The organism is Ruegeria sp. YKSF131 (assembly GCF_059612645.1).
The window spans coordinates 14,925-28,152 of sequence record NZ_JBXWQZ010000059.1; the positions used below are offsets into that span (position 1 = coordinate 14,925).

The window sequence follows — 13,228 nt, forward strand, 5'->3', positions numbered from 1 at the left end:
TCTACAATATCTGGGAACACTAAGCCGAGTAACCGTGCTGGAAACAATGGCAAGATACTCTTGCCGCAGAAGAGGGGCGAATTGGGCTTTTGATGTTGCGATGAGCACACGTTATTTCATGGTATTCCCGCAGGTTAGATGTTGTGCGAATCCCGAACTTCGCGGGATGATATAATTATACCCGGGTATTGTTGGGGTAAGCGGTGCTGTTTGATGTTAAATAGAGCTATGAAAACAATTTCCATTGTCTCGCCATGCTTCAATGAAGAAGACAACGTGGCGAATTGTTACGAAACCGTAAAGTCGATTTTCGACACGGAACTGCCGGGCTACAGGCGCGAGCATATTTTCATCGACAATGCCTCCACGGACCGGACCGTGGATATCCTGCGCGAGATCGCCGCAAAGGATCCGGACGTGAAAGTGGTGGTCAATGCCCGCAATTTCGGGGTGTTCCGGTCAACCTTCAACGGGTTGCGCTATGCCACTGGTGACGGGGTTGTTGTCATGCTGCCTGTTGACCTGCAAGACCCGCCCGAGCTGATCCCGGAGTTCGTCGAGCTGTGGGAAAGCGGCTATGACGTGGTGGCCGGCGCCCGCAGTACCCGAGAGGAGGGGTTCGTGATGCGTAATGCGCGCGGTCTTTTCTATCGGATCGTCAATGGCCTGTCGGACGTCTGGCTGGAACCATCGGTCGGAGAGTTTCAGCTGATTGACCGCAAAGTGCTTGAGGCAGTGCTGGCCCACAATGACCACTACCCTTATATCCGTGGTATCATTGCCAGCTGCGGCTTCCGCCGGATCATCAAACCTTATGTCTGGCAGGCGCGGAAAAGCGGCTTGACCAAGCACAGCTTGATGGCGCTGACCGATCAGGCGCTGAATGCTATTTTTTCTTTCACGCGTGCCCCGATGCGGTTCTGCACGATCAGCGGACTGGTGATTGCGGCCGGCTGTATTCTGTTTTCGCTCATTTCCGCGGTTCTGTTTTTCTTTAATCCCGATCAGGCGCCGCGCGGGACGACAACCATCATCGTATCCCTGTTTTTCCTGTCAGGTATCCAGATGCTGTTTATTGGAATGTTGGGGGAATACATCACCTCGATCCACAATCAGGTACGCGGGGGCCCCATCGTGACCGAGCAGGAACGCATCAACATTGAAGGTCCTGCGCGGGACCCGGCACTGACTAGAGACGAGCGTCTGGCATGATTGCCGGTTTGAGCCGCGGCAAATGGTGCGGCCTTGCGCTTGTGATGGCGCTCTGCGCCAGCCCGGCCTGGGCTGTTGACGCACCGGTTACCAATGCAACTCTGCCCGAGCTGCGCATATGGTTTGGGTGCATGGTGGTGGCCTCGGTGTTTTTTCTGGGCTTCTTCTGGCTGCGTGGTCAGGTTCTGTTTGGCATTCTGAGTGCAATAGCTCTCTTGGGCGGCGCAGCCCGGCTGTGGCTGACGCAACCGCTTTGGTTTCCACGCCTTGAGATCTCTGCAGACCCGCCTGAGAACCTGATCATGCTGGCGATACTGGCGATGCAGGCGGCGGTGATCGGCGTTGTTCTCATACGGCCCTCAGGGCGCGCAGCCATCGGCGGTCTTTTCGCTAAGGCGGGGATATTTCGCCTATTTCTGCTGATGGTTCTGGTCGCGATTTTCAGCCTGTCGGGAACTCCTTATATCGCCTATGGCTATCATGTGGCCTATGGCTTGCAGATCGGTGTTGGCGGTGTGTTGTCACTGGTTCAACTGGCCACGCTATTGGCCATGTTTGTTGTGGTTGGGCCAGACCACATGCCGCGAATCCCGGTGGCTGGTTTGGCGGTGTTTGCGACTTTGGTCAGCGCCATACTGGCCTGGGCGGCGTTCGATCGGGTGCCCCATGTCGAGGATGAACTGGCCTATCTTTTTCAGGCACGGACCTTTGCGGCTGGCACGCTCTGGGCTCCGGCCCCGCCCGAAGCGGCACACCCCGCGCTGGAATATTATCTTCTCGAAATACATGAGGGCAAATGGATCAGTGTTCCGGCACAGGGCTGGGCCATGGTTTTGAGCCTTGGGGTGCTGGTCGGGGCGCCATGGGTGATCAATCCGATCCTGACCGGGATATCGGTTTGGCTGGCCCATGACATTGTCCGCCGGTCTATCAGCCGGGAACGCGCGGATATGGTCGCGTTGCTTATGGCAACCTCACCCTGGGTGCTGGCTGTTGGGGCCACGCTGATGAACCACGCGCTTATGCTGGTGTCGATCTTACTGGCCTGGTGGTGTTTGATCCGGGCCGGAGAGGGGTCTGCCCGCCGGGCGGTATTCCTGGCATTTGCCGCCGGGTTGGCCTTGGGATGGGGATTTGTCACCCGACCGTTGGACGGGTTGATCGTGGGTGGTCTGACAGGCCTGTGGGTGCTTCGCCGACTGCCTGCCGGGATCGGGCAAGTGCTTGCCTGTGGTGTCGGCGGCATCCTGTCCGGGTCTGTCGTTTTTCTGGTCAATCAAGCGATCACGGGCGATCCATTATTGACCGCACAAGCCGACTATCTCAGCCGTCTGTGGCCGGACACGCAAAACGCATTTGGATTTGGTGAGAATGTGGGCCCGCCCGCCCAAAGCTGGGGGGCGCTGGATATCTGGATCGGGCACAGCCCCGCCGAAGCCGTGTTGAACCTGGTCAACGCGATTGCGTCGCTCAACCTTGAGCTTCTGGGTTGGACATTCGGGTCGCTGGTTCCGCTCTGGATCGTCTTTATCTGGCGCAAAAAGCTGACCGGGTTTGACCGTGCGATGCTGGTGGTCTTTGCTGCCCTCGTGGCTGTTCTGTTCTTCTATTGGTTTACAGGCACCTTCTACCTCGGACCGCGCTATTGGCACACGGCATTGCTGCCTATCCTGGTTTTGTCCGCGGCTGGGATCGAGGCGATCAATGACCGATTGCCCGAGCAGTATCGCGGCCGCCTGCATTGTGTTGTTCTGCTGCTCTGCGCCATTTCGGTTGTCAGTTTCATATCCTGGCGCGGTGTTTCGAAATATGACGGATATGGCGGGTATAGCGGTGACATCAGGCGACAGGTTGAAGCCGCTGATCTGGGCAATGCGTTGATTTTTGTCTCGACAAAAGGAGACATCGGGTCTGCGCTTTATCTCAACGATCCGTTCCTGCCGCCGGATAAGCCAATTTTCCTCAACGATCTGGGACCGGATCAGAACGCCGCCATTATCGCTGCCTTCCCCGGACGCGAGGTTGTTTACCTGAGCGACGCAGACTGACACGCCCCGGGTCAGTCGGGTTTTCTCGAGCGCAATTACTCAGCAGCGTGCTGGTTTTCGGCGGCCACAAAGTTGCGTCTGAAATCATTGGCAAACATCGTGCGCGTGAACCGGCCCAACCCCGAGGCATGCTCGCCAAAGGTGTCAATCCGGGACAGCAGGGTCGTTTTCACACGCGGATTGACCTGCGTCTGGAACTCACGCGGGGTGTCAAACTGATAATCACGCAAGGAGCCTTCGTACCCCGAATTCCGCCAGGCCTCGACATCGAATGACGAACTCCAGACCGGTTCGTGCTCCAGACTCTGTGAAAAGGGAGCATGCAGCATCACGGCGCTGTAATAGTTGATGATCGTATCAAGCATGGCATGTGCTTCGTGATCACCTTCATCCAGCAGATCCGAAATGGCCCGTTTCAGGAAAACAAGCGCTTCGTCCAGTACAATGAACCGGCCAATCATCGAGTATTTGCTGAGCAGATTGCCTCCCAGTTCACCGCTGATCAGGTCATCGTAATTGTCCTGCGCCCAGGCCACGCAGTCGGCGCGGGTTTCAAACAGCTCAGCCTGGTTCTCTTCCAGATAACCAGCCAATGCATTGCGGAACGGCTCCGGTGCCTGATCCAGAATCTTTTGCATATGTTTGATGATCTGGAACGGTCGGATGTCCAGAGAACGCGCCAGCCGGAAGGCTTCTTCGAAATTGTCTTCATAATAGAAGATCGTCAGAAGCAGATGGAAAACACGGGTATCCAGGTAATCCTGGAACGAGAAATTCTCGGACTGGACCACCATTTCCTCGGTCTCGACCACGGTTGGACCGTTATATTTGCCCAGGCATCGGGCAACGACCCGGTGCAGGGTTTTGAACCCAAATTCTTTGCGGCTGTCAGGATTGGCCAGTGGCGCGCCATGCAGCAGCATCAATTGGTGTGCCGCCACCCGGCTGACACCGGTTTCGATCAGCTTGTCGACCGCATCCATAAAGGATTCCTTGGTCTCACCCGGCATGCACAGGATCAGCTCGCCATAGGATTGCATGCCCTTTGAATGAAGCTCCTGCTGTACCTCGGCATAGGTATCCAGGCTGATGTTGTCGCGTTTGATGTTCTTCAGAACTACCGGATTCAGGGACTGAACCGATGAGGTCATTGGCAACCGGCCCTTGGCCTTGCGCATCACCTTGATGATCCGGTCGCCGCGGTTTTTTCCGGTGGTTGTCCGGATGTATTTGGGCCAGTCGTATTTATCCATCAGATGGCCCAGATAGTCGGCCACTTCTTCGTCCTGCACATACATGCCGAAATTATCGTCAGCAAAACACAAGGGGCTGGCATGGTTGATGCGGGCCACGATGTAGTCCAGATCGGCCTTGGTACGCTCGAACGAATGGCGGAAAACTTTCGAGTTCGATTTGACCGCCGAGTTGCAGAATGCGCAGGTGAACGGACAACCGCGGGCCAGCTGCATCAGTGCAAACAGGCCGGTATCAAAGAACTTGTCCATCAGCCCGGCAAGATAAGGTGACGGGATTTCGTCCAGATCGCGGATGCGGGGCGGCTCGCTCCCGCGCAGGATCTCTCCGGTTTTCGGGTGCACGTAAAGCGCGCCATCGACGGCCTCTTCCCACATGCCTTCGCGGCGGGCGCCAACATCGATGAACCGTTGCAGCGTGCTGAGGAAGGCGCGCTCGCCCTCATAAGTGGGGCCGCGTACATGCATGTCGATCTGCGGCATAGTCCGGATCCAGCTGTCCTGCTCTTCTTCGGTCAACGGAAAGTTGGGGCCACCCATCAGGGTCAAACTGTCGGGATTGACCGCTTTCACGTAGTCGGCAAATGACAGGGCCAGATGATGGTTCCAGGAATAGCTTGAGAAACCGACGATATCGGGTACCGCCGCATCAATGGCTGCCTTCAATTCTTGAGGGTCGCGGAAGATTGCAACCTCCAACGGTGTCGGGCTTTTGGCATAGGTTTTGGCAAAAGTAGCAAGATTGCCGACACCCAGCGGATAGGTGTCCGACGTAGCGGTAACGAGGTTATGGCCGAGATCGGCTAGATAAATACGCATTAGTTAACTATCCTCGCGGTACAGTTCTTATGTCAAATTTTAGGCTCCACGGTCGGTTTGAACTTCGATGGCCAATGTGCCGGAATGTTATTTTCAATCATCTTCAAACACTCTGCTGCCAGGGAAAGTGACCCGTCAACACCCTGGAGATCATGATGAAGGCCAGGATGGCGGTGGGCAAAACAAGTAACCCCTGCGCGATGATCGGTTGCAGACCGGCGGACAGCAATCCCTCAAGCGAAAGGGCGTTGAACGCGTAGACGAACAGATAGGACAGCACATAATAGGGCAAACGCCCAAAACCCTTGGTGTCGAAGACAAGCCGGGCGTGGGTCATGAAGTTCCATAAAACCCCGCCGGAAAACGAAATCGCCAATGCGGCTTGGGGTGGCAGGCCTGACAGGCTGAGGCCGGTAAACAGCGCATAACCAAACGCCGTATTCAGTACCCCGACCAAAGCGAAGCGCATGAATGATTTCTTTCGGGGAATAAGCAGCTTTTTCATACGCGGGCCCCTTCTGTACAAAGAATATCCGCCACCCCTGAGGCGATATTGTGTTGCGGGGTAAATCCGGCTTCGTTCCGCAGCCGGGTTACATCCGCTGCCAGCCGGTCGGGATCATTTGCCGCGCGGGAGATAGCCCCCAGCCGGATCAGGTCAGGGTGATGCATCTGGTTTGCGACCTCTTCAATCAACTGCCGGACCGGGACGGTGGTTCCGCTTGCTATATTGATCGCGCCGGTGACATTGGTTTCCAGCAAAAGCGCCAGCGCGCGCGCCAGATCATCGACATGCAGGAAATCCCGTTCCTGTCGTCCATCGGTGCAATCTACGGGCTCGCCTGTCTTCAGATTTGAAATCAGATCGCCAAACAACCGGCCCGGTGGTTCATCCGGTCCGTAGACAAAGAAGATGCGGGCCCAGGCCAGAGACAGGCCAAGCGCATCCTGGCCTGCGCACAGCGCCAGACCGGTCGCAGCCTTTGCGGCCCCGTACAGGGTCCGGGGCCGCAAAGGTGTTGCTTCGGTCAGGTCCGGCACCGACCAGTCATATTCGGCACAGCTTCCGGCGCAGATCACACGTCGCCCGCCGATGCGCGCAAACTCCCGCACCAAGTGCAGCGTGGCGGCCATCCAGTCCAGATTGGCCGGGGAAGCCCAGCGGTCGCGTGGTCCATCATGCCAGGCCAGATGAACCAGATGGCTGGCGCGGGTTGTTTCAAGGGCCGCTGTGGTGGCGCTGGGGTTCAGCAGGTCACAGGGGATATCGCTTGCCGGGTTGCGGCCCAGCGTCACCACCTCATGGCCCGCCTGTGTCAGAGCCGGAACCGTGGCGCGTCCGATCAATCCGGTTGCGCCGGTCAGCAGAACCCGTGCCATCAGCTGATCCTGACTTCCGGCACGGCGGTCACGAACCGTACCTTCAGGTCGGACAGTTGTCCGATGACCTCATCCCGGATGTTCCAGGGCAGGATCAGCACGTAATCCGGCGCCGCCTCGCGCAGGGCTTCGACCCCATGCACGGGGATATGGCTACCAGGCAGCAGCGTGTTCTGCTTGGCCGGGTTGCGGTCGACGCAGTAAGAGATCAGATCGGGGCCGATCCCGGCATAGTTCAGCAGCGTATTGCCCTTGGCGGCGGCACCATAGGCGGCAACCGTGTCGCCCCGCGCCTTTGTTTCACGCAGAAAGGCAAGCAACCCATCGCGCAGCGCTTCGACCTGAGTGGTGAAGTTCATGTAACCTTCAGGCCGGTCGAACTGTGCCGCAGTCTCGTCCGCGCGGACCTTGGCCAAGCCAGGCCCTTCGGGGTGGCTGGCTCCTTCAAGGCAGGCATAAACCCGCAGCGATCCGCCATGGGTCGGCAGCTCTTCGACGTCGAAGACGCGCAAACCCGCCTTGGCAAAGATTGTCTCGACCGCCAGCAGCGACAGATAGGAATAATGTTCGTGATAGATCGTGTCGAACTGCACGCTTTTGATCAGGTTCAGAAGGTGCGGAAATTCAACTGTATAGACCGCGTCCCCCGTCAGCAAGGTGGCGATGCCGGCAACGAAATCGTTGATGTCAGGCACATGCGCCAGCACATTGGCCGAGGCAATCAGGGCCGGGGGTTTCTCGACCGCAGCAACCTTTCGGGCCAGCGCCTCGCCGAAATAATCGACCAGCGTGCGCACACCCCTTTCCTGTGCCGCCGCCGCCACATTGCCTGAAGGTTCGATCCCCAGAACCGGGATGCCTTTTTCAACGAAATACTGCAGCAGATATCCGTCATTCGAGGCGATCTCGATCACCAGATCGTCCGGCCCGAGATCGAACCGATTGACCATTTTTTCCACGTAATCCCGGCAATGGGCCAGCCAACTGTCCGAGAAGCTGGAGAAATAGGCGTAATCGGTCGAAAAAATCTCTTCCGCCGGTACGACATCATCCACCTGAACCAACCAGCATTCGGTGCAGACGCGGGCGTGCAACGGAAAGACCGGGTCCGGTTTGTCCGCTTTCGCGGGGTCGACATAGGAATTGGCCAGAGGGGACAGTCCGAGATCGACAAGCGTCATCTCAAGATCCGCGCCGCAATGGCGGCAGGTGGGATGGGTCGTGCCGGTCATACCTGTCTCATGCTCAGTGTTTCGAATTCGGCAATCTGGGCGTGGCACAGCTCGGTTGCCGGAGTGCCGCGGGCCCAGCCCGCATACCAGTCTGCCGTCAGCCTGACGGTGTCGTCAAAACTCAGGACCGGGCGCCAGCCAAGCAGTGCACGCGCCTGCGATACATCCAGCCGAAGCATCTTGGCCTCGTGCGGCGCATCCGCCGGGGTGTCGATATCGATCCGGCCCTGCCCAAGCGCCTTGATGACCGCCTGGGCTACATCCAGAACCGGGCGTTCATCGTCACGTTCGGGGCCAAAATTCCATCCCGCTGCGAAGGCACCGTCCTGTTCGAGCTTCTGGGCCAGCATCATGTACCCCCTGAGAGGTTCCAGAACATGTTGCCAGGGGCGGATTGCGCCGGGATAGCGTAATACGACGCGTCCTTCATCGCTCAGACAACCGCGCACGATATCGGGAACCAAACGGTCTTCGGCCCAGTCGCCACCGCCAATGACATTGCCCGCGCGTGCGCTGGCAATCCGGGCCGGATGTGGATCGGCAGCATCCGGTGAATAATAGCTGCGCCGCATTGCTGCGACCGCTATTTCGGTCGCACCCTTCGATGCGGAATATGGATCATGCCCGCCCATCGGGTCGGTTTCGCGATAGCCCCAGACCTGTTCGACATTCTCGTAGGCCTTGTCCGAGGTTGCCACCACCACCGCGCGCAGGCTCGGGGCTGCACGCAGTGCGTCCAAAAGCTGAACCGTGCCCAGAACATTGGTGGCGAAGGTCTCAACCGGAGTGCGATAAGAGCGCCGGACCAGGGATTGCGCCGCCAGATGAAATACGAATTCAGGATCGGTTTCCGCGATGATCCGATCCAGCGCCGCGCGATCATTCAGGTCGCCGGTGACCGACCTTATTTTGCGCTGATCCAGCAATGCCCAGAGATTGGGTTTCGTTTCGGGGGCAAGGGCGTATCCGGCGACTTCTGCACCGGCCTCGGCCAGCCAGGCAGCCAGCCAGGCGCCTTTGAAGCCGGTATGCCCGGTTACAAGCACCCTACGTCCGGAAAACGCGCTCGCACTCATTCCCAGATTTTCCACGGCGCATTGCCTGTGGCCCAGTGTTCTTCCAGTTCCTGGCGTTCGCGAATAGTGTCCATGGGCTGCCAGAAGCCTTTATGTTCAAAGGCCATCAGCTCGCCATCGCGCGTCAGGTTCATCAAGGGGCTGCGTTCCCAGGCGGTATCGTCGCCGTCAATGTAATCGCCCACTTTGGGCGACAGCACGAAAAATCCGCCATTGATCAGCCCACCATCCCCGACGGGTTTTTCAGAGAAATTCAGGACCTGATTGCTCTGCAGCTCGAGCTGGCCGAAGCGGCGGGGCGGAGGAACTGCCGTGACGGTTGCGAGCTTGCCATGCGCCCGGTGAAAATCGATCCCGGCCCGAATGTCGATATCACCGACACCGTCGCCATAGGTCAGGCAGAACGCCTCTTCATCCTTGAGCAGATGCATGATCCGGCGAAGTCGCCCGCCAGTCTGGCTGTTGTCTCCGGTGTCGATCAATGTCACGCGCCACGGTTCTGACTTGCTGTTTGCAATTTCAAGACCGCCATTGGCCAGGTCGATCGTAACGTCCGAGTTGTGCAGAAAGAAATTCGCGAAGAATTCCTTGATGACATAACCTTTGTACCCCAGGCAGACGATGAAATCAGTGACGCCATGGGCCGCGTAGATTTTCATGATATGCCAGATGATCGGCTTACCACCGATCTCGACCATGGGTTTTGGTATCTTGACGGTTTCTTCGCTGAGCCGCGTGCCTAAGCCGCCGGCCAGAATAACGCACTTCATAAAATTGCTCCCTCGTTAACAACGAGACTGGCTACCAATACACTCGTCTTAACCCGGATCTGGGCATCCGGGTTATTGCAAACATTCGCACGCATTAGGACGGCAGCGCCGCCACCCTGTCAAGATTCACAAAGCCACGAGTCGTGAGGCACTGAATTTCCCGTTGCTCTGGCGCTCAACCTTACACAATGGGGGGAAAGAGACGATATTGTTGACGCGCCCTTTCAGCCGGGCAATCCAGTGAAGAACATCACAGAGATAGCGCTCAAAAGAGCTCATATTCAGGGCTGCACACGTTGTATCAGAATTGCGCGGACCAAATGCACATTTCACACCTGCGGGAAATTTTGACAAAGCTATACCGGTCGGAAAACATCGTTGCGATTCAAATTATTGGAAAAAGCGCATGCGGTTTAGGGCTGTATAGGAGACAGAGGTTTTCACCAATTTTGAACCGGTTTTCGACACAGGCGATCTGGTTCGCATCTGCCCCCTCTCTCTGTGGGATGGACAGCGGGTGCGGTTCGTCTAATCAGGGTGCCGATTTTCTGTACGGAAGGCCGGGCTTCAAAACTCAGGCACTCTGTTTAAGGGGCTGACAGGATTTTGTTGTGAATCCCGGATAACCTCTTGTAGCCTTAGGTAAGTGTTTTGGTATGGGTGTTAGTCATTTGAAAAAAGATATTGTTCCCGTTGTAGTCATCGGTGGCGGCCCAGCCGGGCTGACAGCCGCCTATGAACTGCAAAAACTGAGCGGCACACATGTTCTCCGGGTCTTTGAAGCTTCGGATATGGTGGGCGGCATTTCCCGAACTGAAACGCATAAAGGGTATCGCTTTGATATAGGCGGGCACCGGTTTTTCACCAAGGTGCGTGAGGTCGAGGACATGTGGCATGAGGTGATGGGGGATGATTTCATCACTGTGCAACGCCTGAGCCGCATCTTCTACCGCAACAAGTTTTATGATTATCCGCTGCGGATCTTCAACGCTTTGGGCAATATCGGCCCTTACGAGACCTACAAGATCATCGGTAGCTTCATCAAATGGAAGCTGCGGCCCAAACCGCAGGAAGACACCTTTGAAGAATGGGTGATCAACCGCTTTGGCGGACGGCTCTACATGCATTTCTTCCACAGCTACACCAAGAAAGTCTGGGGTATTCCACCGTCAGAAATCCGGGCCGACTGGGCCGCGCAGCGGATCAAGAACCTATCCCTGCCCAAGGCGGTCTGGAACGCGATTTCGGGTGCAAATGATACGGCCAGCCTGATCGAGGAATTCCAGTATCCCCGCCTGGGCCCTGGCATGATGTGGGAAAAGACCCGCGATCTGATCCAGGAAAAGGGCGGTTCGGTCGAAACCCGTTCCGAAGTGGTGCAGGTGAACCGCGATGGCAACCGCGTCACGTCGATTGATGTGCGTCATTGGGACGAAAGCGGTGATAAAACAACCGAACGGGTCGAGGGTGAGGAATTCATCAATTCGATGGCCGTGCGCGATCTGATCCATGCCTTTGATCCACCGCCACCACCCGAGGTGGTCGAGGCTGCCGATCGCCTGAAGTATCGAGATTTCCTGATCGTGACCCTGATCCTGGATCACGCCGATCCGTTCCCGGACAACTGGATTTACATCCACAGCCCCAAGGTGAAGGTTGGCCGCATTCAGAATTTCCGCGCCTGGTCTAAGGAAATGTTGCCCGACCAGAATACTGCCTCGATCGGGATGGAATATTTCTGCCAGAAGGGTGACGGGCTTTGGTCCTCCTCCGACGAGGATCTCAAACATCTTGCCAGTGAGGAGCTTGAAAAGCTTGGTCTGGCCAAAGCCAGTGATGTCATCGATTGTGCGGTCATCCGGCAACCCAAGGCCTATCCGGTCTATGACAGCGAATACAAAGAGGCCCTGGACACGGTCAGCGACTGGCTGAAAACGCTGGAAAATTTCCAGACCGTGGGTCGCAATGGTTTGCATCGCTATAACAATCAGGATCATTCGATGCTGTCGGCGATGTATGCCGCCCGCAATATCATGGGCGAAAACTACGACGTCTGGGACGTGAATGTGGAACGCTCTTACCATGAAGAGTTTGAAGCCAACCCCAAGAAAACGGCTGCTCCAAAAAAAAACTTTCGTAAAAGCACGGCGCTCTGATCCTTAGCCAGGGACCGCGGTGCTTGTGGGTTTGTTTCTGATTGACGGGTTGGGATGATATGTGTCCGGCCAGATGATGATGTAATCGCGTAATCTGGCGACTTCCCGGCCTTCGTCCTGATGGTCCAGTCCGCATCGTAGCCAAACTTCGGCCAGCAAAAGCCGCAACCGAAGGTCCGGGGCCGTTTCGGTGATTACGTCGTGCATTTGGGTCTGGGTCAGGCCGATCAGGTCCCGCAGATGGGCGTTCCTGAAGTATTCAGGACGAACTTCCAACCGCTGAAACACCGTCGTCTGTGTCGCGTTCTTGATACGGGGGCTCAGGTTGCGCGGGACATAGCGATTGGCGACTTCTTCAACGACCCATTTGTTGCGAACAAACGGATGAGCGTTCCCGAAGGCAAAGGGTGAAAGCCGGTGTTTATGCCGGGTCGGAAGATTGACGGAAAACCGGGCTATTCGGGTATCCAAAAACGGAAGCCGCACTTCGATACCTGCGGCCATGCCCATCGTGTCATTGAGATGCAAAAGCTCCGACAGGGGATAGCGCATGCGATCCAACGTCCATTGTCTGCCGTGATCCCTGGGGTTTTGTGGCGATGCGTTGTGATGGCAAGAGATCTCCTGCGGCCCCCTCGGTTTTGCATAGTCATGCACCGGCTTTTTTGCGCTCTTCGTAGTCAGGATGGACCCTATGCCCGACATTGCCTGCACCCGGCGCATCAGCCGTCTGTATCCATCGTTCAAACGCTTTCGCCCAAACCGGGGATTTCCGAGGAACAATTCGTCTGCGCCTGCACCAGAAATCAGACCATTCATTCCGGAATTAGTTGCAAGCCGGGCTGCCATCATCAGTGGCGTGCAATTTGCAGGTTCTGAGGGGGGGCGTTCATAGTGCCGAATGACTCGGGGAAGCATGTCAATAAAATCGCACTCATCGACATCGGTAACGTGCAACTCCAGTTTAAGACTTCTGGCCAGGTTGCGAGCCGCATCAACTTCACTGCGTTCACCTTTCACATTGGCATGGAACAACGGCAGGTTTTGATGTTGTGCTGCTGCTATGGCAGCAATCAGTGACGAATCCACGCCGCCTGAACAAAAAGCCCCAATAGGCGCTTCGGCGAACAAATGCGCGGCCAAGGATTTGTGCATCAGATCCGCAAACTCATCGACAATTTCGGGCGTGGGCAAGCCGTCAAGCCGGGTCATCTCATCGGGGTCGAAAAAATCGTTCAATCGGAAGAAAGATGAAATCTTGATCTTGTCCGGCCCGTCAAAC

General features: G+C 56.7%; 10 protein-coding genes. 3 read left to right on the forward strand and 7 right to left on the reverse strand.

Translation table 11 applies throughout. The features are described 5' to 3' along the window. Nucleotides 1–228 precede the first annotated feature (228 nt). Nucleotides 229–1,212 carry a glycosyltransferase family 2 protein gene (locus AC2FLZ_RS17615; protein ID WP_394389148.1) on the forward strand — a complete coding sequence of 328 codons (984 nt, stop codon included), beginning with the start codon at nt 229–231 and terminating at the stop codon, nt 1,210–1,212. Then, nucleotides 1,209–3,260, forward strand: a complete 2,052-nt coding sequence (locus AC2FLZ_RS17620; protein ID WP_496882496.1) for a glycosyltransferase family 39 protein — start codon at nt 1,209–1,211, stop codon at nt 3,258–3,260. Before AC2FLZ_RS17615 ends, AC2FLZ_RS17620 begins: the two co-directional genes overlap by 4 nt. A 35-nt stretch (nt 3,261–3,295) precedes the next feature. Here AC2FLZ_RS17620 and AC2FLZ_RS17625 read toward each other — a convergent pair whose 3' ends face one another. The 6 genes from AC2FLZ_RS17625 to rfbF form a co-directional block, all read right to left on the reverse strand. After that, nucleotides 3,296–5,332, reverse strand: a complete 2,037-nt coding sequence (locus AC2FLZ_RS17625) for a B12-binding domain-containing radical SAM protein (RefSeq protein ID WP_496882497.1) — start codon at nt 5,330–5,332, stop codon at nt 3,296–3,298. Nucleotides 5,333–5,435: 103 nt separating this feature from the next. After that, nucleotides 5,436–5,837 (reverse strand): GtrA family protein, encoded by a 402-nt coding sequence (locus tag AC2FLZ_RS17630; protein ID WP_394389142.1) that lies wholly within the window; start codon nt 5,835–5,837, stop codon nt 5,436–5,438. Further along, nucleotides 5,834–6,712, reverse strand: a complete 879-nt coding sequence (locus AC2FLZ_RS17635; RefSeq protein ID WP_496882498.1) for an NAD-dependent epimerase/dehydratase family protein — start codon at nt 6,710–6,712, stop codon at nt 5,834–5,836. Before AC2FLZ_RS17635 ends, AC2FLZ_RS17630 begins: the two co-directional genes overlap by 4 nt. Next, nucleotides 6,712–7,944 (reverse strand): methyltransferase domain-containing protein, encoded by a 1,233-nt coding sequence (locus tag AC2FLZ_RS17640; RefSeq protein ID WP_496882499.1) that lies wholly within the window; start codon nt 7,942–7,944, stop codon nt 6,712–6,714. Before AC2FLZ_RS17640 ends, AC2FLZ_RS17635 begins: the two co-directional genes overlap by 1 nt. Then, on the reverse strand, nt 7,941–9,035 hold the full coding sequence (rfbG, locus tag AC2FLZ_RS17645; protein WP_496882500.1) for a CDP-glucose 4,6-dehydratase: 1,095 nt from the start codon (nt 9,033–9,035) through the stop codon (nt 7,941–7,943). The genes AC2FLZ_RS17640 and rfbG overlap by 4 nt, the downstream gene beginning before the upstream one ends. Continuing rightward, nucleotides 9,017–9,790 (reverse strand): glucose-1-phosphate cytidylyltransferase, encoded by a 774-nt coding sequence (rfbF, locus tag AC2FLZ_RS17650; RefSeq protein WP_496882501.1) that lies wholly within the window; start codon nt 9,788–9,790, stop codon nt 9,017–9,019. The genes rfbG and rfbF overlap by 19 nt, the downstream gene beginning before the upstream one ends. Before the next feature lie 671 nt (nt 9,791–10,461). On the opposite strand from rfbF, the gene AC2FLZ_RS17655 reads away from it, so the two are divergent. Then, complete coding sequence (locus tag AC2FLZ_RS17655; RefSeq protein ID WP_480555450.1) at nt 10,462–11,946, forward strand: NAD(P)/FAD-dependent oxidoreductase; 1,485 nt, start codon at nt 10,462–10,464, stop codon at nt 11,944–11,946. Nucleotides 11,947–11,949: 3 nt separating this feature from the next. Here AC2FLZ_RS17655 and AC2FLZ_RS17660 read toward each other — a convergent pair. Then, on the reverse strand, nt 11,950–13,228 hold a 1,279-nt coding region (locus AC2FLZ_RS17660; protein ID WP_496882502.1), incomplete at its 5' end, for an asparagine synthase-related protein.

What these genes read in the sequence shown, in the direction of transcription:
- AC2FLZ_RS17615 (WP_394389148.1), top strand. Translation starts at nt 229, where the DNA reads ATGAAAACAATTTCCATTGTCTCGCCATGCTTCAATGAAGAAGACAAC.
- AC2FLZ_RS17620 (WP_496882496.1), top strand. Translation starts at nt 1,209, where the DNA reads ATGATTGCCGGTTTGAGCCGCGGCAAATGGTGCGGCCTTGCGCTTGTG.
- AC2FLZ_RS17625 (WP_496882497.1), bottom strand. Translation starts at nt 5,332, where the DNA reads ATGCGTATTTATCTAGCCGATCTCGGCCATAACCTCGTTACCGCTACG.
- AC2FLZ_RS17630 (WP_394389142.1), bottom strand. Translation starts at nt 5,837, where the DNA reads ATGAAAAAGCTGCTTATTCCCCGAAAGAAATCATTCATGCGCTTCGCT.
- AC2FLZ_RS17635 (WP_496882498.1), bottom strand. Translation starts at nt 6,712, where the DNA reads ATGGCACGGGTTCTGCTGACCGGCGCAACCGGATTGATCGGACGCGCC.
- AC2FLZ_RS17640 (WP_496882499.1), bottom strand. Translation starts at nt 7,944, where the DNA reads ATGACCGGCACGACCCATCCCACCTGCCGCCATTGCGGCGCGGATCTT.
- rfbF (WP_496882501.1), bottom strand. Translation starts at nt 9,790, where the DNA reads ATGAAGTGCGTTATTCTGGCCGGCGGCTTAGGCACGCGGCTCAGCGAA.